At 73.8% G+C, this 26,704-nt stretch carries 22 protein-coding genes, 2 tRNA genes and 1 riboswitch; of the genes, 12 read left to right on the top strand and 12 right to left on the bottom strand.

What is annotated here, in order from left to right; genetic code table 11:
- Positions 1-26: 26 nt before the first annotated feature.
- From cobN to G9H71_RS03205, 3 genes are read right to left on the bottom strand one after another with little or no spacing between them, the layout of a single operon-like run.
- Positions 27-3,671 carry a cobaltochelatase subunit CobN gene (gene cobN, locus G9H71_RS03195; RefSeq protein WP_331272713.1) on the bottom strand — a complete coding sequence of 1,215 codons (3,645 nt, stop codon included), beginning with the start codon at positions 3,669-3,671 and terminating at the stop codon, positions 27-29.
- Entirely contained in the window at positions 3,668-5,215 is a 1,548-nt protein-coding gene (locus G9H71_RS03200) for a cobyric acid synthase (RefSeq protein WP_166277717.1), read from the bottom strand. Before G9H71_RS03200 ends, cobN begins: the two co-directional genes overlap by 4 nt.
- Positions 5,212-6,207, bottom strand: a complete 996-nt coding sequence (locus G9H71_RS03205; protein WP_166277721.1) for a cobalamin biosynthesis protein — start codon at positions 6,205-6,207, stop codon at positions 5,212-5,214. The genes G9H71_RS03200 and G9H71_RS03205 overlap by 4 nt, the downstream gene beginning before the upstream one ends.
- A gap of 61 nt (positions 6,208-6,268) precedes the next feature.
- A riboswitch (cobalamin riboswitch) is annotated at positions 6,269-6,438 on the bottom strand.
- 207 nt (positions 6,439-6,645) lie between these two features.
- On the opposite strand from G9H71_RS03205, the gene G9H71_RS03210 reads away from it, so the two are divergent.
- From G9H71_RS03210 to G9H71_RS03235, 6 genes are all read left to right on the top strand, one after another.
- Positions 6,646-7,524 carry a transporter substrate-binding domain-containing protein gene (locus G9H71_RS03210; protein ID WP_166277726.1) on the top strand — a complete coding sequence of 293 codons (879 nt, stop codon included), beginning with the start codon at positions 6,646-6,648 and terminating at the stop codon, positions 7,522-7,524.
- Positions 7,525-7,542: 18 nt separating this feature from the next.
- Entirely contained in the window at positions 7,543-8,361 is an 819-nt protein-coding gene (locus G9H71_RS03215; RefSeq protein WP_166277729.1) for an amino acid ABC transporter permease, read from the top strand.
- A gap of 11 nt (positions 8,362-8,372) precedes the next feature.
- Positions 8,373-9,254: an amino acid ABC transporter ATP-binding protein gene (locus tag G9H71_RS03220; protein WP_196791669.1), complete on the top strand. Its 882-nt coding sequence runs from the start codon at positions 8,373-8,375 to the stop codon at positions 9,252-9,254.
- A gap of 7 nt (positions 9,255-9,261) precedes the next feature.
- Positions 9,262-9,334 (top strand) — tRNA-Arg (locus tag G9H71_RS03225).
- Between the two features lie 295 nt (positions 9,335-9,629).
- On the top strand, positions 9,630-12,197 hold the full coding sequence (locus G9H71_RS03230) for a M14 family zinc carboxypeptidase (protein ID WP_166277735.1): 2,568 nt from the start codon (positions 9,630-9,632) through the stop codon (positions 12,195-12,197).
- Between the two features lie 148 nt (positions 12,198-12,345).
- Complete coding sequence (locus G9H71_RS03235) at positions 12,346-13,302, top strand: Gfo/Idh/MocA family protein (protein ID WP_166277738.1); 957 nt, start codon at positions 12,346-12,348, stop codon at positions 13,300-13,302.
- Between the two features lie 4 nt (positions 13,303-13,306).
- On the opposite strand, the gene G9H71_RS03240 is transcribed toward G9H71_RS03235, so the two are convergent.
- Both G9H71_RS03240 and G9H71_RS03245 read right to left on the bottom strand, forming a co-directional pair.
- Positions 13,307-15,361: a cytochrome c oxidase assembly protein gene (locus G9H71_RS03240; RefSeq protein WP_166277741.1), complete on the bottom strand. Its 2,055-nt coding sequence runs from the start codon at positions 15,359-15,361 to the stop codon at positions 13,307-13,309.
- A gap of 7 nt (positions 15,362-15,368) precedes the next feature.
- The gene (locus G9H71_RS03245; RefSeq protein ID WP_166277744.1) at positions 15,369-15,989 is read right to left on the bottom strand and encodes a copper resistance CopC family protein; all 621 of its coding nucleotides are present in this window, start codon (positions 15,987-15,989) and stop codon (positions 15,369-15,371) included.
- A gap of 129 nt (positions 15,990-16,118) precedes the next feature.
- Between G9H71_RS03245 and orn the strand changes: the two genes are divergently transcribed.
- Together orn and G9H71_RS03255 are read left to right on the top strand one after the other, a co-directional pair.
- On the top strand, positions 16,119-16,787 hold the full coding sequence (gene orn / locus G9H71_RS03250; protein WP_166277747.1) for an oligoribonuclease: 669 nt from the start codon (positions 16,119-16,121) through the stop codon (positions 16,785-16,787).
- A gap of 61 nt (positions 16,788-16,848) precedes the next feature.
- A tRNA-His gene (locus tag G9H71_RS03255) sits at positions 16,849-16,924 on the top strand.
- A 78-nt stretch (positions 16,925-17,002) separates the two neighbouring features.
- Here G9H71_RS03255 and G9H71_RS03260 read toward each other — a convergent pair.
- The gene (locus G9H71_RS03260; protein ID WP_166277750.1) at positions 17,003-17,566 is read right to left on the bottom strand and encodes a hypothetical protein; all 564 of its coding nucleotides are present in this window, start codon (positions 17,564-17,566) and stop codon (positions 17,003-17,005) included.
- Between the two features lie 142 nt (positions 17,567-17,708).
- Here G9H71_RS03260 and G9H71_RS03265 point away from each other — a divergent pair, with 142 nt between their 5' ends.
- Positions 17,709-18,305, top strand: a complete 597-nt coding sequence (locus G9H71_RS03265; protein WP_166277753.1) for a TetR/AcrR family transcriptional regulator — start codon at positions 17,709-17,711, stop codon at positions 18,303-18,305.
- A 230-nt stretch (positions 18,306-18,535) separates the two neighbouring features.
- Positions 18,536-18,793 carry a hypothetical protein gene (locus G9H71_RS03270; protein ID WP_166277756.1) on the top strand — a complete coding sequence of 86 codons (258 nt, stop codon included), beginning with the start codon at positions 18,536-18,538 and terminating at the stop codon, positions 18,791-18,793.
- 5 nt (positions 18,794-18,798) lie between these two features.
- On the opposite strand, the gene G9H71_RS03275 is transcribed toward G9H71_RS03270, so the two are convergent.
- Genes G9H71_RS03275 through G9H71_RS03285 form a run of 3 tightly spaced genes read right to left on the bottom strand, consistent with a single transcriptional unit; the run spans position 18,799 to position 22,033 of the window.
- Positions 18,799-19,566, bottom strand: coding sequence for a glycosyltransferase family 2 protein (locus G9H71_RS03275; protein ID WP_166277759.1), 768 nt, complete (start codon positions 19,564-19,566; stop codon positions 18,799-18,801).
- Between the two features lies 1 nt (position 19,567).
- A complete protein-coding gene (locus G9H71_RS03280) occupies positions 19,568-20,659 on the bottom strand; it encodes an ATP-grasp domain-containing protein (protein ID WP_166277762.1) in 1,092 nt (363 codons plus the stop codon).
- A gap of 21 nt (positions 20,660-20,680) precedes the next feature.
- Positions 20,681-22,033 carry an APC family permease gene (locus G9H71_RS03285; protein ID WP_331272714.1) on the bottom strand — a complete coding sequence of 451 codons (1,353 nt, stop codon included), beginning with the start codon at positions 22,031-22,033 and terminating at the stop codon, positions 20,681-20,683.
- Between the two features lie 85 nt (positions 22,034-22,118).
- Between G9H71_RS03285 and G9H71_RS24350 the strand changes: the two genes are divergently transcribed.
- Positions 22,119-22,616 (top strand): beta-class carbonic anhydrase, encoded by a 498-nt coding sequence (locus G9H71_RS24350; RefSeq protein WP_331272715.1) that lies wholly within the window; start codon positions 22,119-22,121, stop codon positions 22,614-22,616.
- Positions 22,617-22,623: 7 nt separating this feature from the next.
- Here the strand turns inward: G9H71_RS24350 and G9H71_RS03295 are convergent, their stop codons facing one another.
- Entirely contained in the window at positions 22,624-23,331 is a 708-nt protein-coding gene (locus G9H71_RS03295) for an aspartate/glutamate racemase family protein (RefSeq protein ID WP_166277768.1), read from the bottom strand.
- A 43-nt stretch (positions 23,332-23,374) separates the two neighbouring features.
- Here G9H71_RS03295 and G9H71_RS03300 point away from each other — a divergent pair, with 43 nt between their 5' ends.
- Positions 23,375-23,650, top strand: a complete 276-nt coding sequence (locus G9H71_RS03300) for a 4a-hydroxytetrahydrobiopterin dehydratase (RefSeq protein ID WP_166277770.1) — start codon at positions 23,375-23,377, stop codon at positions 23,648-23,650.
- Here the strand turns inward: G9H71_RS03300 and G9H71_RS03305 are convergent.
- Together G9H71_RS03305 and G9H71_RS03310 are read right to left on the bottom strand one after the other, a co-directional pair.
- Positions 23,625-24,872, bottom strand: a complete 1,248-nt coding sequence (locus G9H71_RS03305) for a glycoside hydrolase family 88 protein (protein ID WP_166277773.1) — start codon at positions 24,870-24,872, stop codon at positions 23,625-23,627. The genes G9H71_RS03300 and G9H71_RS03305 overlap by 26 nt on opposite strands.
- Before the next feature lie 65 nt (positions 24,873-24,937).
- Positions 24,938-26,470 (bottom strand): sulfatase family protein, encoded by a 1,533-nt coding sequence (locus G9H71_RS03310; RefSeq protein ID WP_166277777.1) that lies wholly within the window; start codon positions 26,468-26,470, stop codon positions 24,938-24,940.
- Between the last annotated feature and the right edge of the window lie 234 nt (positions 26,471-26,704).

The following is a 26,704-nucleotide window of genomic DNA, read 5'->3' on the forward strand; positions in this document are numbered from 1 at the left end:
TGCAGACGCTCCGCCCGGAAAGACCCCTATTCCTCCCCGCCCTCGAGCTCGCCCTCCAGCTGCAGGTACGCCTCCCGCAGCCGCTGCAGCGTCTCCGCCTCCGGCTCCGCCCACAGCTGGCGGTCGGCCGCCTCGAGGAGCCGCTCGGTGATGCCGCGCAGCGCCCAGGGGTTCGACTTCTCCATGAAGGCACGGTTCGTCTCGTCGAACACGTAGGACGCGGCGAGCTGCTCGTACATCCAGTCCTCGACCACGCCGGCGGTCGCGTCGTAGCCGAACAGGTAGTCGACGGTCGCCGCGAGCTCGAACGCTCCCTTGTAGCCGTGGCGCTGCATCGCCGAGACCCACTTGGGGTTCACCACCCGCGCACGGAAGACCCGGTGCGTCTCCTCCTGGAGGGTGCGGGTGCGCACGCTGTCCGGGACGGCCGAGTCGCCGACGTAGGCCGCGGGCGAGGCGCCGGTGAGCGACCGCACCATGGCGACCATCCCGCCGTGGTACTGGAAGTAGTCGTCGGAGTCGACGATGTCGTGCTCGCGGGTGTCCTGGTTCTTCGCCGCGACGCTGATGCGGCGGAACGCCTGCTCCATGTCCGCGCGCGCCTCGCGGCCGTCGAGCCCGCGCCCGTAGGCGTAGCCGCCCCACACCGCGTAGACCTCGGCGAGGTCGGCGTCCGTGCGCCAGTTGCGCGCGTCGATGAGCGGGAGCAGGCCGGCGCCGTACGCCCCCGGCTTGGACCCGAAGATGCGCGACGTCGCGCGACGGCGGTCGCCGTGCCCGGCGAGGTCCTCCTCGACGTGCGCACGGATGAAGTTGGCTTCGGGCTTTTCGTCGAGGTCGGCGACGGTGCGGACCGCGTCGTCGATCAGGGCGACGACGTGGGGGAAGGCGTCGCGGAAGAACCCGGAGATGCGGACGGTCACGTCCACCCGCGGGCGGCCGAGCTCCTCGAGCGGCACGACCTCGAAGCCGGTCACCCGGCGCGAGGCCTCGTCCCACGTCGGCCGGCAGCCCAGCAGCGCGAGCACCTCGGCGATGTCGTCGCCCTGCGTCCGCATCGCGCTGGTGCCCCAGACCGTGAGGCCGACCGAGCGCGGCCACTCCCCGGTGTCGGCCTTGTGCCGGGCGAGCAGCGAGTCCGCGAGCGCGACGCCCACGTCCCATGCGTTGCGCGACGGGATCGCCTTGGGGTCGACGGAGTAGAAGTTGCGGCCGGTCGGCAGCACGTTGACCAGCCCGCGGGTCGGGGACCCCGAGGGGCCCGGCTCCACGAAGCGCCCGTCCAGCGCACGGAGCACGTTGTCCAGCTCGTCGGTCGTGCGCGCAAGGCGAGGCAGGAGCTCGGCTTCGGCGAAGCGGAGCACGTCCACCAGCGCCGGGTCGGGCGTACCGACCACGGCCGTGACGGCGTCGGCGGGCGTGGACCCGCGCAGCGCCTGCACCAGCCGGAGCGCCAGCGCGTCGAGCGCGTCCACGACCGCGGAGGCGCGGACGCGCCGCGCCTCGAGCAGGGCGGCCGGGACGTCGACGACTGCGCCGGGGTCGGCGAGCAGCGCCTTCTCGTCCAGGCCGAAGAACGCTGCAAGTGCGGACCGGATCCCGGGAAGGGCGCCGGTGCGGCCACCCCAGACCTGCGCCGCGCGCAGCACGGACACCGCGAGGTTGTCGAGCGCCTCGTCCTGCGGCGCCTGGCCGAGGACGTGCAGCCCGTCGCGGATCAGGACGTCCTTGACCTCGCAGAGGTAGCCGTCGATGTGCAGCACGAAGTCGTCGAAGTCGTCCTCGCCCGGCTGCGCCTCGACGTGCAGGTCGTGGTGGAGCTGCGCCGACTGGACCAGCTCCCAGATCTGCGCGCGCAGCACGGGGACCTTGGCCGGGTCGAGGGCCTGCACGGTCGCGTACTCGTCGAGCAGCTGCTCGAGCTTGGCCATCTCGCCGTAGGCCTCGGCTCGCGCCATCGGCGGCACGAGGTGGTCCACGACCGTCGCGTGCCCGCGGCGCTTGGCCTGCGTGCCCTCGCCCGGGTCGTTGACGATGAACGGATAGATGAACGGCAGGTCACCCAACGCGGCGTCGGGGGCGTCCTCGGCCGAGAGCCCGAGCCCCTTGCCCGGCAGCCACTCCAGCGTGCCGTGCTTGCCGAGGTGGATCACGGCGTCCGCACCGAACCCGCCGGCGGCGGTCGCGGACTCCAGCCAGCGGTAGGCGGCGAGGTAGTGGTGCGAGGGCGGCAGCGCGGGGTCGTGGTAGATCGCGACCGGGTTCTCCCCGAACCCGCGCGGCGGCTGGATCATCAGCACGACGTTGCCGAACTGCAGCGACGCAAGCACGATGTCGTTGCCGTCGACGTAGAGCGAGCCGGGCGCCTCGCCCCACTGCTCCACCACGGCGTCCTGCAGCGGCTTCGCCAGAGAGCCGAACCACGATTCGTACGTCGCCAACGGCACGCGCGCCGGCGCGGCCGCGAGCTGCTCCTCGGTCAGCCACTCGACGTCGTGCCCGCCGGCGGCGATGAGCGCGTGGATGAGGGCGTCGCCGTCCTCCGGGAACTCGCCGACGGCGTAGCCCGCGTCGCGCAGCGCGGTCAGCAGGTGCACCGCCGAGGCCGGGGTGTCGAGGCCCACGGCGTTGCCGACGCGCGCGTGCTTGGTCGGGTAGGACGAGAGCACGACCGCCAGCCGCTTCTCGGCCGCCGGGATGGAGCGCAGCCGCGCGTGGCGTACGGCGATGCCGGCGACCCGGCCAGCCCGCTCGAGGTCGGCGACGTAGACCGGGGGGCCGTCGTCGTCGGGCGTCTGCTTGAAGGAGAACGGGACCGTGATGAGGCGGCCGTCGAACTCGGGGATCGCGACCTGCATCGCGGCGTCCATCGGCGAGAGCGCCGCGTCGGAGGCCTCCCACTGCGCGCGCGAAGTCGTCAGGCACAGCCCCTGCACGACGGGCACGTCGAGCTCGGCCAGCGCGCCGACGTCCCACGCCTCCTCGTCCCCGCCGGCGGAGGCATCCGCGGCGCGCGTGCCACCGGCCGCGAGCACCGTCGTCACGACGGCGTCGCACCGGCGCAGCAGCGCCATCAGCTCCTCGTCGACGGCCCGCAGCGATGCGCAGAACAGCGGCAGCGCGTTGGCGCCCTGCGCCTCGATCGCGTCGCAGAGCGTCTCGACGAACTCGGTGTTGCCCGAGAGCGCGTGCGCCCGGTAGAACACGACGCCCACCGTCGGCCGGCCCTCGAGGGCGGCCCGCGACCCGAGCACACCGGACTGCGGCATCGCCGCCGGCGGCTCGAACCCCTCGCCGGTCAGCAGCACGGTGTCCGACAGGAACCGTGCCAGCTCGCGCAGGTTGTCCACGCCGCCCTCGCGCAGATAGGCCAGCGCCTCGGTCACCACTCCGGCCGGCACCGTGGACAGGGCCTGCAGCTCCGCGTCGGGAGCCGCCTCGCCTCCGAGCACGACCGTCGGCAGGCCGGCTGCGAGCACCGCGTCGAGCCCCGCCTCCCAGGCCCGACGGCCGCCGAGCAGCCGGACGACGGCGACGTCCGCGCCCGCGAGCAGCGCCGGGACGTCGGCCGCCTCGAGCCGGGCCGGGTTGGCCGTGCGCCAGCCGGCGGCGGACGACCGTGCCGCGAGCAGCTCGGTGTCGGCGGTGGACAGCAGGACGGGGTTGATCACGCGTGCACCTCTGCGACGTTCACTTCGGGGGCTCCGGGCGGGACGAAGGGCAGGCCGGGCGGCGGGCCCTGCTCGAGGAGGCGGAGCACGGCGGCGGTGTCGAGATGCTCCTCGACCAGGTCGCCGAGGACGTCGAGGCGCGCCTCGCGGGCGGCGGCGAACGACGTGCCGGGCGCAGGGACGAAGCGGCGGCCCGCGTCACGGGCGACGGCCGCCAGGAAGGACCGGCGGAAGGCGTCGTTCTCCAGCACGCCGTGCCAGGTCGTCCCCCAGACCGCCCCCACCCGGCACCCCTCGGTGCCGCCGTCGTCGGTGGCGAAGAGAGCGTCGCCCGACGTGGGCGTGACGAGGCCGTGGTGGATCTCGTACGCCGTGACGCGCTCGCCGCCGGAGATCGCCGTGCCGGACGGCCGGCCGAGCGTCTTGTGCGGCGCGAAACGGGTCGTCAGCGGCAGCAGGCCGAGCCCGTCCACCGTGCCGGCGCCGCTCTCGACGTCGTCGTCGATGCGCGTCCCCAGCATCTGGTAGCCGCCGCAGATGCCGAGGACGGGGCGCCCCTGCGCGGCGCGGGCCGACAGCGCGGCGTCCAGCCCGCGCGTACGCAGCCACTGCAAGTCGTTGACCGTGGCCCGCGAGCCCGGCAGCACCGCGAGGTCGGCGGCGAGCACGTCCTCGGCCCGGTCGGTGAACGACACCTCGACGCCCGGCTCGAGCGCGAGCGCGTCGACGTCCGTGGCGTTGCTCACCCTCGGCAGCCGCACGACCGCGACCCGGAGCGTCTCCTCCCCGACTGGCCCGCCGACCGAGTCCGGCGCCAGGTCCATGCCGAGGGAGTCCTCGAGATCCAGGCGCAGGCCGCCTACCCAGGGAAGGACGCCGAGCACCGGGCGGCCGGTCAGCCCGGTCAGCATCTCCAGCCCGGGCGCGAGCAGCGCCGGGTCGCCGCGGAACTTGTTGACCACGAACCCGGCGACGAGGGCCTGGTCCTGCGCTGACAGCAGGGCAAGCGTCCCGTGCATGGCCGCGAAGACCCCGCCCCGGTCGATGTCGCCCACCACGACGACGGGCAGGCCGGCCGCCCGTGCCAGGCCCATGTTGGCGATGTCGCGGTCGCGCAGGTTGATCTCGGCCGGGCTCCCGGCGCCCTCGCAGATCACGACGTCGAAGCGTTGCCGCAGCCCGTCGAGCGCCTCCAGGGCGGTCGTCAGCAGCCGCGGCTTGAGGTCGCGGTAGCTCATGGCGTCGACCTCGGCGACCGGGTGCCCCAGCAGGACGACCTGGCTGTGCCGGTCGCTGCCGGGCTTGAGCAGCACGGGGTTCATGGCGGCCTCGGCCTCGGCCCGGGCGGCGGCCGCCTGCACGGCCTGGGCGCGGCCGATCTCGGCGCCGTCGGCCGTGACCCAGGAGTTGAGGGACATGTTCTGTGCCTTGAAGGGGGCGACCTTCACGCCGCGGCGGGCCAGCCAGCGGCAGATGCCCGCGGTGAGGACGCTCTTGCCGGCGTCGGACGTGGTGCCCGCGACGAGCAGGCCGGCGGCGGTCACGCGCGGGCCCGGAGGCGGGCGTAGGGCCGGGCGGCGGCGAGGAGGAGGGCGACGGCGAGCGCGGACCGCTCCACGGCCAGCGAGAGCCGGGCAGCACGCGCCACGTCGGTGACTTCCGGGGCGCGCCCGTCGCCCAGCTCGGGGCGGTCCTCGACCCGGCCGGCGTAGACGTTGCGGCCGCCGAGGCGCACCCCGAGGGCGCCGGCGAAGGCGGCCTCGCACCGGCCTGCGTTGGGGCTGGGATGGGCCGCGCCGTCGCGGCGCAGCGCGCGCCAGGCCGCGCGCGGGGAGCCGCCGACCACGGGGGCGGCGCAGACCGCGAGCAGGCCCGTCAGCCGCGCGGGGGCGAGGTTGGCGACGTCGTCGAGCCGGGCGCTCGCCCAGCCGAAGCGCTCGTGCCGGAGCGTCCGGTGCCCAACCATGGCGTCGAGGGTGTTGGCCGCGCGGTAGGCGAGCAGCCCGGGGACGCCCGCGACGGCGCCCCAGACCAGCGGCGCGACGACCGCGTCGGAGGTGTTCTCCGCCACCGACTCCACGGTGGCCCGGGCCAGCCCGTCGGCGTCGAGCACGGACGGGTCGCGGCCGCAGAGGTGCGGCAGCCGCGCGCGGGCCGCGGCCAGGTCTCCCGCGCGGAGGGCGTCGCTCATCGCCGCCGCCTCGCGACGCAGCGTGGTGCCACCGAGCACCGCCCACGTCGCGGCGGCCGTCAGCGCGAGCCGCAGCGGGGCCGAGGCGGGCATCCGGCCCAGCACCCGGTCGAGAGCGCGGGCGCCGGCGTAGGTGCTCCCGACGCAGGCCAGGGCGTAGGCGGCGCCGCGCGCTCGCGAAGGGGCCCAGGCGCGGCGCTCCAGCGCTCCGGCGGCGCTGCCGAAGAGGGCCACCGGATGGCCGCGGCGGGGGTCGGCGAGGACGCGGTCCACGACGGTGCCGAGCAGCAGCCCTGCGGGCAGCACGAGGGCAGCGCTCACCCCGGGTCGTGCGCGTGCGAGCACGCAGAGCCTCCTCGCCCCGAGGTGTCCACGCCTCGATCGGCCGGTCCGTACCGAGGGTCGGAGTCTCCTGGCTCCCGGATCACCGCTCGCCCCCGGCCTTCCCGCCGTCGCCGGCAGTGGCTGGTGCGCCCGGCCACGCGACGGGCGCACGAGCGCCGTCACGAGGCCTTGCGTGGAGGTTCGCTCTCCGGTCACAGTGGCGGGACCGCACCGGACTCGCACCGGCTTCCTCCACCACCCTCGCCCGCTACTCCATCACGCGGGAGCGAGCCCGTCAAAGCACGCCCTCCTCCAGCGTGACGGAGCCCCGCCGCACCGTAGCGACCCCATCTCGTAACAATGGCGAAACTGTCTCGCCGCAGCGGCCGTGTTCCATCTGCCTCCTGCCCGGCGGGCCGATAACCTCGCCGCGCCGCAAACTTCTGGAGGACACGGACGATGATTCGCACTCGGCGCACGACACGGCGCACGACGACTGCCGGCGCCCTGCTCGCCGCCGCGGGGCTCTTCCTCGCCGCCTGCGGCAGCGACGACGAGGACGGCGGCGACACCCCGGCCGCGCCGGCTCCCACCGGCGCCGTCAGCAACGCCCCGACGACCCCTGACGTCGAGCTGATCAGCGACGGGAAGCTCACCGTCTGCACCTCGCTGCCCTACGCCCCGTTCGAGGCGAACCAGGACGGCAAGGTCCAGGGCTTCGACATCGACATCATGGACCTGGTCTCGGCCCAGCTCGGCGTCACGACGGACGTCAAGGACACCGGCTTCGACGGCATCCAGTCCGGCGCGGCGCTCAACGCCGGCCAGTGCGACATCGCCGCCGCCGGCATGACCATCACCCCCGAGCGGCAGCAGAGCATCGACTTCAGCGCCCCCTACTTCGACGCGAACCAGGCGCTCGTGTCCAAGAAGGGCAGCGGGATCACCTCGCTCGAGGCGGCCAAGGGCAAGAAGCTCACCTCGCAGGAGGCGACGACGGGCGAGAAGTACGCCCGCGACGCCGGCCTCGACCCGGTCTCCGTCGGCACCCCTGACCTGCAGTTCAACGCGCTCAAGGCCGGCCAGGCCGACGTCGCGATCCAGGACCTGCCCGTCGTCAGCGAGTGGCTCAAGGACGCGGCCAACGCCGACTTCGAGATCTCCGCGACGATCGAGACCGGCGAGCAGTACGGCTTCGGCGTCAAGAAGGGCAACAGCGCCCTGCTCGAGGTCGTCAACTCCGTGCTCGAGGGCGCCCGCTCGGACGGCACGTACGACGAGATCTACACCAAGTGGATCGGCGAGGTGCCGAGCGCGGCGGCCACGCCGGCCAGCTGACAGGAGCTAGTACCACCGATGTCCACGACGAGCGCGCCCGCGCGCCGTTTGACGCGCAAGCAACGGCGCCGGGTGTCGCTCGGCCTCCAGTACGCCCTGCTGGTCGTGCTGGTGCTCGCCTTCGCGTTCCTCGCCGACTGGGGGACGCTGAAGGAGAACTTCGGCAACACCGACCTGGCCCGGGAGATGTTCCCGGACGTCATCACGACGGCCATGGTCAACACGGTCAAGTACACCGTCTTCGGCTTCCTGCTCGGCCTGCTGCTCGGGCTCGTGCTGGCGCTGATGCGGCTCTCGCAGATCCGGGCGTACCGGGCGCTGGCCGGCCTCTACATCGAGGTCTTCCGCGGGCTGCCAGCGCTGATCATCTTCATCTTCATCGGGTACGGCGTCCCCTTCGCCTTCCCCGGCTGGCAGATCCCGGGCGGGCTGACCGGGCAGGTCACGCTCGCCCTCGGGCTGGTGTCCGGCGCCTACATGGCCGAGACCGTGCGGGCGGGCCTGCAGGCGGTGCCGAAGGGGCAGACCGAGGCGGCCCGCTCGCTCGGCATGTCCTCCACGCGCGCGATGGTCTCGATCGTCATCCCGCAGGCGTTCCGCATCATCATCCCCCCGCTGACCAACGAGCTCGTCCTGCTGCTGAAGGATTCCTCGCTGGTCTACGTGCTCGGCATGACGCTGGAGCAGCAGGACCTCACGAAGTACGGCCGCGAGATCACCCAGGCCAACTTCAACAGCACCCCGCTGCTGGTCGCCGGGCTCTGCTACCTGGTCCTGACCGTCCCGCTGAGCTACCTGGCACGTCGGCTCGAGGCAAGGCAGGCGAAGGCACGATGACCGCGACGTCCATGGCCAAGGCGACCGCGACCGGCGGCCGCCCGCCCGTGATCGCCATCTGCGACGTGCACAAGTCCTTCGGGGAGAACCAGGTCCTCAAGGGCATCGACCTCGAGGTCCAGGCCGGCGAGGTGGTGTGCGTGATCGGGCCGTCCGGCTCGGGCAAGTCCACCTTGCTGCGCTGCGTCAACCTGCTCGAGCAGCCGACGTCCGGCACCGTCCACGTCGAGGGCATCGAGGTCACGGACCCCGACGTCGACATCGACGCCGTGCGGCGCCGGATCGGCATGGTCTTCCAGCAGTTCAACCTGTTCCCGCACCTGACCGTGATGGACAACCTCACAATCGCCCAGCGCCGGGTGCTGGGGCGCAAGAAGGACGAGGCCGAGCGCATCGCACGGCGCAACCTCGAGCGGGTCGGGCTCGCCGACCGCGGCGACGCGTACCCGGCGAAGCTGTCCGGCGGGCAGCAGCAGCGGGTCGCGATCGCGCGCTCGCTCTCGATGGACCCCGACCTCATGCTCTTCGACGAGCCCACCTCCGCACTCGACCCCGAGCTCGTGGGCGACGTGCTCGCCGTCATGCGGGGGCTCGCGGCGGAGGGCATGACCATGCTCGTCGTGACCCACGAGATGAGCTTCGCCCGGGAGGTGGCGTCCCGCGTCGTCTTCATGGACGGCGGCGTCGTCGTCGAGGACGGGCACCCGGACCAGGTCATCGGCAACCCGCAGCACGCCCGGACGCGCACCTTCCTGTCGCGGGTGCTCGACCCCGCGGCGGCGTCGCTCGGCGAGGTGCCGGGGGCGCCGGCGGGCTCGGCAGGCTCGGCCGGCTCGATGCAGGGGGAGGTCGCGCCGCAGGTCGGCTTCGAGAGAGGCCCCGGCCTACCCTGACGCCCAGGCGCCCGTAGCTCAGCGGATAGAGCAGCGGACTTCTAATCCGACGGTCGCAGGTTCGACCCCTGCCGGGCGCGCTCCGTCTCCTCCCTCTCCGCCGTCGGCGGCGGTGGCGGGCGGCCTCGCCGTACCCGTAGCAAGCCAGATCGAGCGAAGCGCTTTACGCGATTTTTACTTCCTGTCCCGGTTCTCCGCGTGGTTCCGGCTTTCTCTTGACATGGGGCGAGAAGCGCCACTAGGAATTCGGGCACGACGCGGGACGGCACCGCCGGTGCGGCCCGTCCCGGCCCGGCTGGTCCGTGCACCGTCGCTGCTCGTCCCGGGCCGGTGCATCCGCGCGGCCCCAGTGCGACACCTCAGGAGGTCGGGCACGTGAGAGCCCGTTCCGTTCGACTCCCGATGCTGGCGGGCGCCCTGCTCGCCGGGCTGCTCGTGCCGGTCTCGCAGCCGGCCGACGCCGCCATCGCGCCGCCGTGGTGCGGCACGCCGTCCGCCGACGCGGCCGCCGCGCTCCCCACCGGCGCCAACGCCGGCGACCCGGCAGGCAGCTTCCCGCACATCCCCTACTACGCCGTCGGGTGCACGCTCGAGCGCATCCAGGGTGAGAGCAACGGCCGGATGAGCCTCGAGGTCATCGGCGAGTCAGCGCTCGGCCGCCCCATGTACGGCGTGGTGATCAACGCGCTCGAGACGAAGCAGCAGCGCGACGACTACCGGGCCTGGACGAAGGTCCGCAAGGAGATGCTGGAGGACCCGGCGAAGGCGCAGAGCCTGGTCGACGCGGCCGGCTCCCGGATCAAGACGCCCATGGTGGTGCAGGGCGGCATCCACGGCAACGAGTTCGAGGGCGTCGACGCCGCCATGGAGCTCATCGAGAAGTACGCGACGACGCCGTACGGCGTGGACCCCGAGGTCGACTACGCGCTCGACCACCTCGTGCTGGTGTTCAACCCGATCCAGAACCCGGACGGCCGCGTCTCCGGCCAGCGCCTGAACGGCAACGGCTTCGACCTCAACCGCGACTACCTCTCCCAGACCCAGACCGAGACGATCGCGTCGATCAACCTGCAGAAGGAGTGGCTCGCCCCCGAGCTGCTCGACCTGCACGGCTACGTCGCCCCCACCCTCATCGAGGGCACCACCAAGCCGCACAACCCGAGCGTCGAGTACGACCTCTGGATCAAGTGGAACCAGCCGCGCGTGGCCGCCAACGTCGCCGCGATGGACGCCGCCGGCTTCGAGACCACCATCCCGGTGACGGAGTGGTGCTCCGACGGGGACTTCCCCACCGCGCCGTCGGGCCTGTGCGACAACGGGCGGCCGCCCGGCCCCGCCGAGGCGGAGGGCTGGGACGACTGGGGGCCGTTCTACACCGGGATGTACGCCCAGCAGATCGGCCTCGACGCCTCCACCGTCGAGATGTGCTGGACGCCCTTCGACATCTGCGGCGGCCGCGTGGGCGCCAAGGACCAGCAGGTCGTCGTCGTCGAGTCCACGATGGACTTCGTCGCGGACAACCGCAGCGCGATGCTTCACGACCAGCTGGAGATCCTGAAGCGCAACGACGTCAACGCCCCGCGCCCGGCCTGCTGCCCGGCGCCGTACGACGTCGACAACAACTGGATGAACGAGTACGGCGAGGGCTACGTCATCCCGATGGGCACCGGCCAGCGCAGCGAGGCCGAGGCCAACCGGCTCGTGGAATGGCTGCTCTACAACGACATCGAGGTGCAGAAGACGACCCAGCCGTACACCTACGGCGGGACGACGTACGCCCCCGGCTCGTACCTCGTGCCGATGGCCCAGCCGCGCCGCGGGCTCGCGGACACGGCGCTGTCGGTCGGCGTCGACATCTCCGACCGCATCAACCAGCTCTACGCACCGCCGGCGGCCTGGAGCCACGGCTACCTGTGGGGCGCCGACGTCGTCCCCGTCGCGCGGGGTGCCGCCCTGCCGGCCAAGGTCAACAAGGTCCGCGGGCCGAGCCTGCTCGGCGGCGGCGTCCAGGGCGGCAGCGCCGACTACTACGCGCTGGAGATCGACTCCCCCACCGCCGTCCGCTTCCTCAACGGCCTCGTCGCCGACGGCGGCCTGCAGCCGAAGCTCGCGCTCGGCCCGGTGCAGGCGACGACGGGCACGCTGGCCGCGGGCTCCGTCGTCCTCCCCGCCGGCCGACAGGCCCGTCGCGCCCTCGACGCGCTCGCGAAGCGGACGGGCCTGGAGTTCCAGCCGGTGAAGGCGGCCGGCGTTCCGGCCCTGGAGGCCATCGACCGGGTCCCCCGGATCGCCGTCCTCGCCGGCAGCCTCGACCAGAGCGTGTGGTCGCTGCGCGACCTCGGCTTCCCCGCCAACCCGGTCTCCACGGCCATGCTGAACGGCGCCACCAACCCGCTGGACAGCTACGACGTGATCTTCAACGCGGGCACCGGCTACCCGGCCAACACGGCGGCCAACGCGACGGCCCGCGCTCGTCTCGCCGCGTTCTTCGCCGCGGGCGGCGGTTACATCGGAGCGGGTACGACCGGCGCCGGGTTCCTCACCAACGGCGGCCAGGTCACCGGCCTGACCGCGGCGGCGCGGACGGGCGGCGGGCGCTCGGGCATCGTCTGGTGGGACAACACCGGCGGCACCTCGAGCGTCATCACCGGTGCGTACCCGGCGCGCGACACCGCGATCATGGACCCGCCGACCTGGCTGACCGCCGTGCCGTCGACGTTCACGGTCGACGCGCGGCTGCCGCAGTCCGGCTTCTTCGCCGCCGGCCTGTGGCGACTGGACGAGCAGTCGGCGTCGGCGCCGGGCAGCGCGCTCGTCGCCCACGGGACCAACACGACCGGCACCGCCCGCATGACGGTGTTCGCGATGAACCCGCTCTACCGCGCTGACCCCGAGCGGGAGTGGCCGATGGTGAGCGCGGCCGCGTACTGGGCCGACAAGTAGCCCCGGCTCACCGTGCCCGTCCGACGGCGGCCCTGCTCCGGCAGGGCCGCCGTCGGCGTCCGCGCCCCTTCCCGCGGCGGGCGCCGGCGCCGGGTGCGCCAGAATGACGGCGCGGCGCGCTCGGCCCGCAGGACCGCGAGGAGCAGGCGTGGCAGGCGACGTTCGGTGGGGCTTCCTCGGCGCGGGCGCGATGGCCCGCAACATCGCCCCCTGTGTGCACGCGGCCCGCGGCGCGCGCCTGGAGTCGGCCGCCGCCCGGGACGCCGGAAGGGCGCTTCGCCTCGGCCCGGCCGGGTCGGCGTACGACGACTACGAGCTCGTCCTGCAGGACCCCCACGTCGACGCGGTCTACATCGCGCTCAACAACGACGCGCACCTGCCGTGGACGCTGCGCGCGCTCGAGGCCGGCAAGCACGTGCTCTGCGAGAAGCCGCTGGGCCTCACCGGCGAGGAGGTACGCCGCATGGCCGCCGCGGGTGAGGCCGCCGGCAAGCTCGTGGTGGAGGCGTTCTGGTACCGCTGGCACCCGCGCACCCGCCGCGCCGAGGCACTGGTCCGGGCCGGCCTGCTCGGCGAGATCAGGTCCGTGACGTCGACCTTCACCGGCGGGGTGACCGAGGACCTCGTCAACTACCGCTACGACCCCGCCCGCGGCGGTGGCGCCCTCTACGACGTCGGCTGCTACGCCGTGTCGGCCGCGCTCTGGGGGGCGGGGGCCGCTTCCCTGCGCCGGGCCGAGGGCGAGCTGGAGCTGCACGCCAGCGGCGTCGACCTGGCCGGCCGGGCCGGCCTCACGCTCGGCGGCACGGCAGCCGAGGTGAGGTTCGGCATGTCCGGGGCAGACGTCCAGTCGGTCGTCGTCGAGGGGACCGAAGGGCGACTCGAGATCCGGGAGAACGCGTTCGTCTCCCGCTTCGAGGCCGCCGAGCTGCACGTCGACGACCGGGTGGAGCTCTTCGCGCCGGTGGACCCGTACCAGCTGATGTTCGAGGCCGTGTCGGCCCGCATCCGCGGCGAGGCGGACACGATCGTCGAGATCGAGGAGTCGATCCGCATCGCGGACGCGATCGACGCGGTGTTCGCGGCCGCACGCGAGAGAAGCTGACGCCTCAGCGCTTGCCGCGCTCGTTCATCTGCCGCAGCCACGCGTTGTAGGCCGCCAGCTCGTCCTCCTCGCCGCGCGCGCTGGCCCGGTCGGCCGCCCGGTCGGTGCGCCGGGCCTCGCGCTCGTCCGCCCGCGTCCACGCGACGAAGACCGCGATGAGCACGATCGCGATCGGCACCTCGCCGAGTCCCCACCCCAGCCCGCCGCCGAGGTGCTGGTCGTCGAGCAGGCCGCGGCCGTAGGGGTCGCCGAGCTCCTCGTAGTAGTCGGCCGCGAGCAGCGACGTCGTGGACATCACGGCGATCGAGAAGAACGCGTGGAACGGCATCGCGGCGAAGAGCACGCCGATGCGGGCGAGGTAGGGGAGCTTGCGCGGCGAGGGGTCGATGCCCACCAGGACGTAGAAGAAGAGCGAGCCGGCCGCGAGGAAGTGCGCCGCCATCAGCGTGTGGCCCAGCGCGTGGTTGCCCATGAGGTAGCCGAACAGCGGCGTGAAGTAGAGGGCGAAGAGGCTGCCGACGAAGATGCCGCCGGCCACCAGCGGGTGCGTGAAGAACGAGACCGGCCGCGAGTGCAGTGCCGCGAGCAGCGCCTGCCGCGGGCCGCGCTCCTCCGGCGTCCGCCCGTTCGGCAGAGTACGCAGGGCCAGGGTCACCGGGGCGCCGAGCACGAGGAAGATCGGCGCCACCATCGACAGCACCATGTGCGACATCATGTGCGCGCTGAAGAGCAGGTGGGAGTAGGCCGCCAGGCCCCCGCAGGTGCAGTAGAGCACCACGGCCAGCCCCGCGTACCAGGACACCGTGCGGCCGACCGGCCAGCCGTCGCCGCGCCGGTGCATCGTCCGCACGCCCACGGCGTAGAGCGCGCCGGCGAGGATCACGAAGGTGAGGAAGAAGCCGTCGACCTGGTACTCGGTCAGGTAGCGCAGCGGGGTGGGCGCGGGCGGAGGGTCGAAGCCGAGGATCGAGCGCAGCAGCGACGCCGTGGCCGGCGCCGTGTCGGTCGGGATCGGCGTGGGCGTCCGCGCGAGGGCGACGGCCAGGCCGACCAGGCCCGCCATCACGAGCACCTCGACCGCGGCGAGCCGGGCGAAGGCGTCCCGGGAATCGGCCAGCCGGGGCAGCACCGCGAGGCGCATCCGCGCGCCGAACGCGACCAGCAGCGCGAAGCCGGCGGCCTTCCACAGGACCAGCCCGCCGTACTGCGAGGACAGCACCGCCTCGACACTGCCGAGGCGGAGCCACGCGCTCACGACGCCGCTGGCCCCGACCGCGACGGCGGCCCAGATCGCGATGCGGCTGTAGCGCGGGACGGCGAGGACGAGGGGCGCCCCCGTCGTGGTGCGCCGCCAGACCCACAGCAGGGCCGCCAGCCCGCCGGCCCAGAGGACGGCGGCGACGACGTGGACGACGAGGCTCGACACCGCGAGCATGTGGTTGCCGGCGCCGGCCGCATGCCCGGTCAGCAGCGGCGGGGTCACCGCGCCCACGGCCAGCGCGAGCACGAGCAGCGCGCCGCGTACGGACGTGGTGAATCGCGCCAGGACGGCGACCAGGCACGCGAGCGCGACCTGCACGACGAGCGCGCGGCCCTGCGGCAGGACGGTCAGGAACTCGTGCAGCGCCGAGCCCGACAGCGCCTCGAGGGGCGGCTGGCCGAAGACGTCGGAGAGAGTGAGGAGGGTCTGCACGAGCGCGGCGGACGCCCACGCTGCCGCCGCGGTGCCGGCCAGGCGTACGCCGAGGAAGGCGCTGCCGCGCAGCTGGCCCTCGCGGTTGGCGAGCAGCACCGCGCCCGCGAGCAGCAGCCCGACGGTAGCGACGGCGGCGCCGTCGGCGAGCAGCCGGGCCAGCGGCAGGCCCCACCCCGTGACGGGGCCGGCGTCGGGCAGCCCGGCGGCAGGCTTCTCCGGCCGTCCCCCACCCACCACCAGCGTCACGAGCAGGACGAGGTAGGCCACCGCCGCCGCGGGCGGGCCCCAGGGCCGGCGGGTACGCCGCGGGTCCGCCCGCTCGGGCGCCGGCGCGACAGGGGCGGTCGTCGAGGTCGAGCTCATCGGCCGCTCACCGGCCGTCGCGGGCGGCACGGTCGCGTCGGCGGCGGAGCGCGTCGACGACGAGGTATGCCGCCACGACGGCGACCACGACCCAGACGAGGGTGAGCTGGCCGCCGTGGCGGGACAGCCAGCTGGCGTCGTCGTCGCCGCTGGCCGCCGACGCCACGACGACTCCGGCCGGAGCGGGCTTGCCGTGCGCGACCGAGAACGTGACTCGCCCGGACACGGGGTGCCCGTCGGCCGAGACGACCCGCCAATCCAGCGTGTAGGCGCCGGCCGCGACGGCGGCGGCGAGCGGCGCCGTCACCGTGGCACCGTCGGCCGCGGCCTGCCCGAGCTCGACGCCCTGCCCGTCCGGGCCGCTCAGGACGAGCGCGAGGCCCACCGAGGACACGTCCTCGTCGAAGTCGAGCTCCACCTGCGGCGGCCCGCTCTCCAGCGCCTCGCCCTCGCTGGGGAACGAGGAGACCAGCGCCGTGTGGGCCGCTGCGGGCGACGCGGTCAGGAGCAGCGCGGGGGCCAGCACGCCGAGGAGCGCGAGCAGGAGGGCACCGGCGGTGGCCACCGGTGCGGGCAGGGCCCGGCGGGCGGGCCGCGACGAGGGAGGCTGACGGTCGAGGGCGCGCATGCTGGCGTCAAGTCTGCCTGCCCGGGAACGTGCGCGCGATGCCGGGAACCGTGCCGTCCGACACAGCCGGACCACCACGAAGCGTCCCGGCGCGCGCACGATGCGTCCGGGGCTCCTAGGGTGTCGCCCATGGTGGACCGGCTGGTGTGGATCGACTGCGAGATGACCGGTCTCGACCTGCGCGCCGACGCGCTCGTCGAGATCGCCGCGCTCGTGACCGACAGTGAGCTCAACATCCTCGGCGACGGCGTGGACGTGGTGATCAAGCCGCCCGCCGAGGCACTGGCGAACATGCCGGACGTCGTGCGCGAGATGCACACCGCGTCCGGGCTGCTGGCCAGCCTCGAGCAGGGCGTGACGCTGGAGGAGGCCGAGCGCCAGGTCCTGGAGTACGTCCGCAAGCACGTGCCGGACTCGCGCAAGGCGCCGCTCGCCGGCAACTCGGTCAGCACCGACCGCGGCTTCCTCGCCCGCGACATGCCGACGCTCGACGACCACCTGCACTACCGCATCGTCGACGTCTCGAGCATCAAGGAGCTCGCGCGGCGGTGGTACCCGCGCGCCTACTACAACTCCCCGAAGAAATCCGGCGGCCATCGCGCGCTGGCGGACATCCGCGAGAGCATCGCCGAGCTGGCCTACTACCGGGAGGCGGTCTTCGTCCCGCAGCCCGGACCGGACACCGACACGTCCCGTGCGATCGCGGCTCGCCACGTCCTCCCGGCCCCGGAGCCGGGCCTGCCTGCTGCTGCGGGCGAGGTGGCCGCGCCGCAGGGCGCTCCGGAGGAACTGGGCTGAGCTGCGCTCCGGGCGCCCGCTACACTCATCGCTGCCGCGGCGGGCGACCGGCGCGACGTTGGTGGGTGTAGCTCAGCTGGTAGAGCACCGGGTTGTGATCCCGGGTGTCGCGGGTTCGAGTCCCGTCACTCACCCCAACTGGGAGGCCCTGGCCGCTTCGGCGGCCGGGGCCTCTGCCGTTCGGCGGGCCGGCCCGCACCGGCGGCGAGGACGGGTCAGTCGGTGCGGTCTGCGTGCCGCAGGCGCAGGGCCGAGACCCCGAAGAACACCCCGCCGAGGAACGCGTAGCCGGCCACGTTGGCCAGCGTCGGGACGTCCCGGGACGCCAGCACCACGAACGAGGCACCGGCGGCGGTCGAGAGGGCACCGCTGGCCACCATCGCCGCCTGCCCGCCCAAGCGCCGCCGGGTCACGCCGACGGCGAGCTGGACGAGCCCCGCGACGACCGCCCAGGCTCCCCATACCCGCAGGACGGCGGGGATGCCGGAGGCGCACGCGGCGGCGACGGCGACGGCGGCCGCCAGGCTGATCACGACGTTGAGGCGCAGGCCGGCCAGCGCCCCGACCGAGCTCGGCCTCCGCGCGTCGAGCGCGGCAGCGGCCGCGTCGACCAGGGGGTAGAGCACGAGCAGGGCGACCGCCAGCGGGCCGAGGCGCGACGCCGTGCTCAGCAGGGCGAGCGCCCAGGCGACGGCGAAGACGCTGCGCGCGGCATGGAGCCGTCGGAGGGCGGACGCTGCGCCCGGGGAAGCGGACGGGGCGGTGGCGGTTGCGCTCATCGGAGGTCCGATCGGTCGTGCCACGCCATGGGCCGAACCGGCCACAGGACGGAAGAGAACGAACGTTCTCTCTCTGAGCTCACCGTCGCACTGCTCGGCCGAACTGTCAAGAACGAACGTTCTGCCTAGTAGCCTGGCGAGCATGGCGCGCAGCGAGCCCGAGAGCCGGCCGTCGGAAGCGCGGAACCGGCTGCTCACGACGGCGACGAGGGTCTTCTACGCCGAGGGCATCCACTCCGTCGGCGTCGACCGCATCGTCGCCGAGGCGCAGGTGACCCGCGCCACGTTCTACCGGCACTTCCCCGGCAAGGAGGACCTGGTCCTCGCCTACCTGGGCGCGGTCGACCAAGCCATGCGCAGCCAGGCGGACACGGCGGTCACCGCAGGGCCCACGCCCGTCGACGCCCTCCGGTCGATCGCAGCCGGGATCGCCCAGGGCATTCGGTCTCCCGGGTTCCGGGGCTGCGCCTTCCTCAACGCCGTGGCCGAATATCCCGACCCCGGCTCTGCCGTGCACCAGGCCGTCCTCGCCCACCGCCAGTGGTTCCTCGACATCGTCGAAGGCCAGCTCGCACGGGTCCGGAAGGCCTCGGCCGAGCCCGCCGCCCGCCACTTCGTCATGCTGCGGGACGGCGCCATGGCGGCCGGGTGCCTGTTCGAGCCCGACCTCGTCTGCGAGACCTTCCTGCGTGGGATCGAGGAGCTCCTCGAGGGCCATGCCGCACGTCGTCGCCCCTGAGGCGGGCGCTCATCCTCCGTGCCTGGCGAGAGCAGCAGTTCAGTGAATAGGGCTTCAGGCAACTTGTTGCGGCCTTCTGACGGCGTGACATCTCCTGCCGGCGCACAATCGAAGGCAGCGGCTCGGTTCAACGCCTCCGGCCCGGGTAGCCACCCTGCAGACCCGCGTGGCGGGACGGCGGCGCCTGTCGTCGTACGCCCGAGGCAGACACCACGGGGAGACAGGCAGAGATGGACCCGAAGCTCGTGTACAGCTTCAGCGCCTGGGTGGACGTCGCCGCCGACAGCTACGAGGACCTGCTCGAGCTGCAACGCCTGGCGGTCGAAGCCGGGCTGGAGACGCGGCTCACGCGCGTGCCCGACGGCGGATTCGACCACCACCTGCGGGTGTCGGTCGCCGGCGACGACCCACGCCTCGCCGACGCGATCAACGACTTCCGCATCCGGGTGGACCAGCTCGTCACCCAGGCCGTCGACTCGGCGGTCTGAGGCGGCTACTCCCCGAGCAGCCGCTGCAGCTCGAGGGCCTCGGAGATCTTGCGCAGCACCTTCGCGTCCACGGGGTCCCGCTCTCCCAGCCCGAACAGCCCGTCGAGCGCCGCGTCGTCGAAGTTGCCGTTGGTGATCGTGGGGAGCTGGTCGCGGCGGTAGTAGTGGTAGTCGCAGAGCACCTGGTCCACGTGGCGGATCGCGAACGGGTGGCGCAGCACGACGCGTACGACGAAGTCCCAGTCGACCAGCCGCGTCAGCGTCTCGTCGTAGCCGCCGACCTCCTCGACCAGCCGGCGCCGGTGCAGCATGACGTTGGTGTCGATGCTGTTGTGGCGCAGCAAAGACGCGGGGTTGTAGGCCGGGCTGTGCGTCTTGCGCCCGACGACCCGGGCGTCGTGCAGCGGGCCGTCGAGCAGGAACAGGTGGCGGCCGCAGTAGGCCAGCATGTCCTGCTCGCGCAGCTCGCCGGTCATGACCTCCAGGAACTGTGGGGACCAGACGTTATCCGTGTCGAGATAGGCGACGAGGTCGCCGCGGGCCTCGGCGAGTGCGGCGTTGCGCGCGGCGGACACGCCCCGGTGCTCACGGGGCAGGACGCGCAGCCGGCCGTCCGCGCACCCGGCGAGGACCTCGGCCGTGTCGTCGGTCGAGCCGTCGTCGACGACGAGGAGCTCCAGGTCCGGCATCGTCTGCCCGAGGACGGAGTGGATCGCGCGCGGGAGCAGCCCCGCCCGGTCGTAGGTCGGCATCACGACGCTGACGAGCGGCACGTCAGGCCCCCAGCGCGGTCGGCTCGGCGGCGGGGGCCTCGAGCAGGCTCAGGACCGCGGCGTCGAAGCGTGGCCAGAAGCGCCCTTGCGGCTCGTCCAGCCCCATGCGGGCGGGCGTGTCGAGGAAGTGCCACCGTCCGCGGGCGCGCAGCTGCGCGTCGACGAACTCGGCCACGACCGGTGTCGGATAGACGTTGACGTCCGTGAACACCGCCGCGCCATCATCGGCGCGGCGTACGAAGTCCACGCAGAACCAGTCCAGTCCCAGCTCGCGCCCGATCGTTCTCACCTGCTGCTGCTCCTGCTCGCTCATCTCGAAGACGGGCTCGTGCCCGGCCAACGTGCCCAGCCCTGCTTCCCACCCGGTGCTGACGATGACGTCCGTCGCGTGGACCACCCCGAGGAAGTGGAACGCGCGGTAGCGCCGGTGCAGCCCGTCCGCCCCGCGGGCGTCGACGTAGCCGAACGCGCGGTGCCCGGCGGGCAGCGGCCCGTCCAGCCGGCGCAGCTCCTTGCGGCTCGTCTGTCCCGGTCCCTTCACCACGACGAGGTCTCCCTCGCGCGGCTCCGGGTCGGGCACACTCACGCCGGCGTCCCGCAGCCGGGCGAACGTGTCAGGGCGATGGTAGGCGTCGTGGTTCTCGAGCCGGTTCAGGACCGGCACGTCGTGGCCGACCCTGCTCAGCGATTCACGTATCGCCGTTCGCACGTGCAGCGGCACCGGGTCCTGGGTCTGCACCCACACGACGTCCGCCCGCTCCGGCTCGTCGTCCACGACGGCGTGCACCACGCTGCTGTGCTCGTTGATCCAGTACGCGGTCACCGGCCCGAAGCTCGCCCCCGCCACAGGCCCCTCCAGCAGGCACAGGCGCACCGGGCGGCCCGCCCGGGCGTGCCGGCGCCGGCGCAGCGCGGTCAGCGGGCCCGGGGCGTACCCGATGCGGCCGGGCGGGGTGCCGGTCGCGAGCCAGGCCAGCGGCTGCAGCGGCGAGGCCCAGCGCCGGAGCCGCCACCCGGGACGGTTGTCGAGCCAGCGGTCCCAGGGGGCGGGGAGCCGGGTGTCGCGTACGAGCTCCTGCCACACCCAGTGCACCGCGCCTCCTGAACCGTCCGCTCAGCGTCGGTCCGACGTGAGGTCTGCAGGCATTTTCGCCGCTGCAGCCTGGTGGCGCGCGCGGGCTCCCGCGATCGCGCCCAGCGCGAGGCCCGCGGCGAGCAGCAGGAGGCCGCGCAGCCACACCTCGCCGTCGATCTGGGTGAACAGCACGACGCAGGAGAGGATGGCCAGCACGGGGAGCGCGGTCGGCGTGCGGTAGTGGTCCGCGGCCGCGTCGGGCCCAGGGCGGCGGCGCAGGACGAGCACCGCGAGGTTCACGCCGACGAAGACGATCAGCAGCATGAGCACCAGCGTCGAGGCCAGGGTGGCGACGTCGCCGGTGAGCGCCAGCAGGATCGACAACACGCTGGTGGCGGCGATCGCGACCCACGGGGTGCCGCGCCCGGGCAGCACGCGGGCCAGCGCTCCCGGCAGCAGGCCGTCGCGGGCCATCCCGTAGGCGAGCCGCGAGGACATGATCCCCGTGAGCAGGGCGCCGTTGGCCACGGCAACGAGGGCGATGGCGCTGAACAGCTTCTCCGGCACGCCGCCGGCCTCGCGCACCACCTCGAGCAGCGGGCCGCTGGACTCGACGAGCGTCTCCGTCGGCACGACGGCGCTGGCCGCCAGCCCGACGAGCAGGTAGACCAGGCCCGCCACCAGCAGGGCGCCGAAGAGCGCCCGCGGGTAGGACCGGCGCGGGTCCTTCGTCTCCTCGGCGATGTTGACCGAGGTCTCGAAGCCGACGAACGAGTAGAACGCGAGGACCGAAGCGCTCAGCAGCCCGGCCGCGACGCCGTGCTCGGACGTCCCGAGGTCCGTCAGCCGCGCGTAGTCCGCGTCGCCGCGCAGCGCCACCCAGACGCCGAGCACGATCACGAGCACCAGCCCGCCGACCTCGATGAGCGTGGCCACGGTGTTGGCCCGCAGCGACTCCTTGATGCCGCGCGCGTTCAGCAGCGCGAGGGCGACGAGGAACACCACGGCCACGCCCGCGACCGGCAGGTCCACGAACTCGGTGAGGTAGTCGCCGCCGAAGCCGCGCGCCAGCGCCGCGACCGACACGATGCCCGCGGCGAGCATGCAGAAGCCGACCACGAACCCGACGAACGGGCCGAAGGCGCGCGTCGTGTAGTGGGAGGCGCCGCCGGCACGGGGGTACGTCGTGGCGAGCTCGGCGTAGGAGCTGGCCGTCAGCATCGCCAGCGCGAGCGCGATGATCAGCGGCAGCCACACCGCGCCGCCCGCCTCCCCCGCGACCTCGCCGACCAGGACGTACACCCCGGCCCCGAGGACGTCCCCGAGGATGAACAGGAACAACAGCGGTGTCGTCACCGCCCGCCGGAGGCCCGGCCCGCTCGACTCACTCACGGAGCGGTTCGTGCCGCAGGGACGGGCCCGTCAAACAACGGTGCCCCGCGCGGGGCGCTCCGGAGCCCTTGGCAGGATCAGGGGCGTGAACGCCTTCGACGACGTGCTCGCGGCCAACACCGACTACCAGAAGACCTTCGTCGACCCGGGGCTGCCCGGTCGCGCGGCGAAGGGGCTCGCGGTCGTGACGTGCATGGACTCGCGCATCGACCCGCTCGGCATGCTCGGCCTCTCCCCCGGCGACGCCAAGATCCTGCGCACGGCCGGGGCGCGCGTCACCGACGACGTGCTGCGCAGCCTCGTGCTCGCGCACTACCTGCTCGGCGTCGACCGGGTCATGGTGCTCGCCCACACCGACTGCGGCATGGCGAAGGCGCGCGACGAGGACGTCCACGCGGCCGTCCAGCAGCAGGCCGGGATCGACAGCCGAAGCCTGGACTTCCGGACGATCTCGGACCAGGAGGCCACCCTGCGCCACGACGTGCAGCGGGTGCGCAGCTCGCCCTACCTGCCGAAGGGGATGCCCGTCGTCGGCGGGGTCTACGACGTACGCAGCGGCGCGGTGACGGTCACCGTCCCCTGAGCAGGAGTCAGGGCGCCAGCGCGGCGTCGACCGCCGCCTCGACGTGCAGCCGCGTGGTCGGGAAGACGGGCACCGGGCTGTCGGCCTGCCCGACGAGCAGCTCGATCTCGGTGCAGCCGAGGATGACGCCCTCGGCGCCCGCCTCGACGAGCCGGCCGATCACCTCGCGGTAGGCCTGCCGGGACTCCTCGCGGACGACGCCCTGGCAGAGCTCGTCGTAGATGACGCGGTGGACCACGGCCCGGTCGGCCTCGCCGGGGACGAGCACGTCGAGCCCGTGCGAGGCGAGCCGGTCGCGGTAGAAGCTCTGCTCCATGGTGAAACCGGTGCCCAGCAGGCCCACCCGCTCGAGCCCGGCCGCGCGCACCGCACGGGCCGTGGTGTCGCAGAGGTGGAGCAGCGGGATCCCGACCGCGGCCTGCACCTCGTCGGCGACCTTGTGCATGGTGTTGGTGCAGAGCAGGAGCACCTCGGCCCCGGCGGCCTCGACCCCCTTGGCCAGGCCGGCGAGCACCTGCCCGGCCTCGTCCCACTCCCCCGCGGCCTGCAGTCGCTCGATGTCGGCGAAGTCCACCGACGAGAGCACCACTCGGGCCGAGTGCAGGCCGCCGAGCCGCTCCCGGACGAGCTCGTTGAGCAGGCGGTAGTACTCGGCCGAGCTCTCCCAGCTCATGCCGCCGAGCAGGCCGATCACGCGAGGGGTCGGGGTCGTCATGGCGCCAGCCTGGCAGAGCCCCGTCGGCCTACGCTCGGGCTTTATGGCGGACCTGACTGCGGACGACGTGGCGAAGGCACTCGAGCGGCTGCCCGGCTGGTCGGGGAGCACCCAGCGGATCGAGCGGACCGTGCCCGCTCTCCCGGGCGGCGTGCTCGCCCAGGTGCACGCGGCCGAGGAGGAGCTGGACCATCACGCGGTGGTCGACGAGGGGCCGGGCGGGACGACCTTCAGCGTGTGGACCCACTCGCGCGGCTGCGTGACCGACCGCGACGTGGAGCTGGCCCTGCGCATCAACGCGCTGCTCGAGCGCGCCTGAGCCCGACGAGCGCCTCCAGCAGGTAGTAGTCGCCCCAGATGAAGGCGCCGACGTCGTCGCCGTTGCGGTAGACCTGCCGGCGCAGCACGGACGGGCCGCCCGTGCGCACAGTCGTGTAGGCCGGCGAGGTGAGCGCCGTGAGGCCGGCGAGCGCGCTCGCCCGGTAGCGCGCGCCCCGGCGCCGGTCGGGCTCGAGGCGGCCCAGCTCGAGCAGGCCCGCGGCCGCGACCGCCCCGGCCGAGGCGTCCTTCGGCGCGCCGCGCGGGGCGTCGAAGTCCCACGGCGGCACGCAGTCGGCCGGCAGGTGGGCGACCCACCAGTCGGCGGCCCTGCGAGCGGCCTCGCGCAGCGCCGGGTCGCCGGTCTCGCGCCACGCCGTCGTCAGCCCGTGCACCGCCCACGCCTGCCCGCGCGCCCAGGTCGAGGAGTCGGAGAGCCCTTGGGCCGACCAGCGCCGCAGCACCCGCCCCGTCCCCCGGTCCAGGTCCACCACGTGCCAGGTCGACCCGTCCGGCCGCAGGTGGGTGCGCGTGAGCGTCCGCGCGTGCGTTCGGGCGATCCTGCTCAGCCGGGCGTCCCCCGACGTACGGGCGGCGTCGAACATCACCTCGAGGTTCATCAGGCTGTCCACGATGACGCGGGCCACCGCGGGATCCTCGGCCTTCCAGGACCAGTTGGCCCCGACGGCGGGGACGAAGTGCCGCGCCAGCGAGCGGGCCGCGGTCAGCTCCGCCCTGCCGTACGCCGCGCGGCCCGTCAGCCGCCGGCCCTGCCCCGCGCTGCTGCCGAGCATGAACCCGACGTCGTGGCTGGTGCTGCCGGCCTGCCCGAGCAGCCCGGCGGTCCAGCGCTCGGCGCGGGCGCGCAGGCGCCGGTCGCCGGTCAGCTCGTAGGCCAGCCAGAGCGCGCCCGGGTAGAAGCCGGCCGTCCAGTCCGAGGCCCTGCCCCGCTGCCAGTGCCGGTCCCCCGGGTACGCGGCCTTCGGGTAGCGGGAGTACGGCGCCACGTCGGCGGCGACGAGCCGGCGGCGCGCGAGCGCGACCGTGGCCGCCGCCTGCCGCTGCAGCCGGGAACTGTCGCGGACGGGGGCGCAGCTCGCGCCGGTGTCCGCCGCTGCGGGCGCGGGAGCCGGCAGGCCGAGGGCCGGGGCGGCCGCGGCAGGCACGCCGGAGGCCAGGAAGGCCGCCGCGACGGCAAGGGCGAGGGCGCGACGGGAGCTCATCACCCCCGAGTCTGCCCGCCGGGGCCCGCGAGTCCCCCATGGGCCGCAGTCCGGCCGCGGAGCCCTCAGACCCCGCCGACGCGCGGCGGCACCCGCCACATCGACAGCGGGGGCACCACGCGCCGGAGCGCCTCGAGGTGCTCGGCCTTGGCCTTGCGCACGTCCGGGTCGTCCCAGAGGTTGGCCAGCTCGCCGCCGCCGGCGTCGTAGAGCTCGCCCACCTCGTCCTCGCGGCCGGCGTAGACGCCGCCGAGGTACTCGGTGACCTTCCAGCTGTCCGTCACGATCGTCGCGGAGGCGAGCAGGCGCGGGTCGTCGAGGTACTCGAGCACGACCGACTCCCGGACTCGCCGTTCCCCGCGCCACTGCGGCAGCAGGTCGTGGCCGTCGTCCATGGTCGCCGGGACCGGCGCGCCGGCGGCGGTCAGCAGCGTGGGCGCGAGGTCGGTCAGGCTCACGAGGCCGTCGTCGACGCGGCCGCCGCAGATGCCGCCGGCCGGCCAGCGGACGAGCAGCGGGATGGCGGTGCTCTCCTCGTAGGAGAACGGCCCCTTCATCCAGAGGCCGTGGGCGCCGCCGAGCTCGCCGTGGTCGCTGGTGAAGACCACGATCGTGTCCTCGGCGATGCCGAGCCGGTCCAGCTCCTCCAGCAGCTGCCCGACGCAGGAGTCGATCTGCTCGATCGCGTAGTGGTAGCGGCTCAGCGTCGCCCGCGCCCACTCCTCGTCGACGGCACGGAAGTCCTGCCCGTGGCACTGCCCCGGCATGGGGAAGCCGGGATCGAGGACGTAGCCCTCCTCGCGCAGCCGCCCCTCGCGGGCTGCCCGGTAGTGCGGTGGCTTGTCCTCGTGCTCGCCAGCGACGTACGCCGGCGGCACGACGTCAGGTCGGTCGACGTCGGCGCCGCGCGGGGCGACGAACGGGTGGTGGGGGCCCTGGTAGTTGACCGAGAGGAAGAACGGCTGGTCGGACGCGGCGAGGTCGCGCATGTGCGCGATCGCGCGCTCGGTCGCCCAGCTGCTGTCGTAGAGCTCGGGCGGCAGGTCCCAGTCGAACGCGGCGACCTGGCCATCCCCGACGACGGGCTCGAGCCGGGTCATGCCGTCGATCTCGACGTCGGTGAAGCCCTTGTCGTAGAGCCAGAGCCGGTAGTGCCCGCTCGCGCCCCACGAGCCGTGGCCGAAGCTCAGCTCGACCTCGTCGTAGCCGGCGTAGGAGCCGGTGTGCGCACCCCAGCGTGCCGTCGCCCCGCGCTGCAGCTCCGGGCTGTCCGGGCCCTGCCACGAGGACAGGTGGCTCTTGCCGATCAGCCGGGTGGCGTAGCCGGCCGCGCTCAGGGAGCCGGGCAGGCTCGGGTTGCCCTCGGGCAGGTCGACACCGACCGAGTAGGCGCCGTGCGCGTGCGGCAGCCGCCCGGTGTGCAGGCTGGCGCGCGAGGGGGTGCAGGTCGGCTGGCCGTACGCCCGGGTGGCCCGCAGCCCCGTGGCGGCGAGCGCGTCCAGGTGCGGGGTGCGCAACCCGGCCCGACCGGCGCAGCCGAGCGCGTCGCGCTGGTGCTGGTCATCGACGATGAGCAGGATGTTGGGGCGGCGGGTCACGAGAAGCTCCGGGGCGATCGGTTGCGGTGCTGTCCCTGGCAGGTGCGCGGCGGCGCGCTCAGCGGCGACAACACGAGGCCCACGGCAGGCACGGCTCAGCCTCGACGCGAGGCCGGAGCATTCCTAGTGCCATGGTAGGGATGGTAGTAGCCGTCCAGGGCGCTTGGCAAACGCCGGGACGGCGCCCGGACGCGCGCCCGCCCGGTTGGGGACGGCCTGCAGGCGTGAGACACC

It is taken from the genome of Motilibacter deserti (assembly GCF_011250635.1).
GTDB lineage: Bacteria > Actinomycetota > Actinomycetes > Motilibacterales > Motilibacteraceae > Motilibacter_A > Motilibacter_A deserti.

Coding starts and splice junctions, on each gene's coding strand:
- G9H71_RS03265 (WP_166277753.1), top strand. CDS start 17,709: ATGGCGCGCAGCGAGCCCGAGAGCCGGCCGTCGGAAGCGCGGAACCGG.
- G9H71_RS03220 (WP_196791669.1), top strand. CDS start 8,373: ATGGCCAAGGCGACCGCGACCGGCGGCCGCCCGCCCGTGATCGCCATC.
- G9H71_RS03240 (WP_166277741.1), bottom strand. CDS start 15,361: ATGAGCTCGACCTCGACGACCGCCCCTGTCGCGCCGGCGCCCGAGCGG.
- G9H71_RS03300 (WP_166277770.1), top strand. CDS start 23,375: ATGGCGGACCTGACTGCGGACGACGTGGCGAAGGCACTCGAGCGGCTG.
- G9H71_RS03260 (WP_166277750.1), bottom strand. CDS start 17,566: ATGAGCGCAACCGCCACCGCCCCGTCCGCTTCCCCGGGCGCAGCGTCC.
- G9H71_RS03210 (WP_166277726.1), top strand. CDS start 6,646: ATGATTCGCACTCGGCGCACGACACGGCGCACGACGACTGCCGGCGCC.
- G9H71_RS03270 (WP_166277756.1), top strand. CDS start 18,536: ATGGACCCGAAGCTCGTGTACAGCTTCAGCGCCTGGGTGGACGTCGCC.
- G9H71_RS03295 (WP_166277768.1), bottom strand. CDS start 23,331: ATGACGACCCCGACCCCTCGCGTGATCGGCCTGCTCGGCGGCATGAGC.
- orn (WP_166277747.1), top strand. CDS start 16,119: ATGGTGGACCGGCTGGTGTGGATCGACTGCGAGATGACCGGTCTCGAC.
- G9H71_RS03305 (WP_166277773.1), bottom strand. CDS start 24,872: ATGAGCTCCCGTCGCGCCCTCGCCCTTGCCGTCGCGGCGGCCTTCCTG.
- G9H71_RS03215 (WP_166277729.1), top strand. CDS start 7,543: ATGTCCACGACGAGCGCGCCCGCGCGCCGTTTGACGCGCAAGCAACGG.
- G9H71_RS03245 (WP_166277744.1), bottom strand. CDS start 15,989: ATGCGCGCCCTCGACCGTCAGCCTCCCTCGTCGCGGCCCGCCCGCCGG.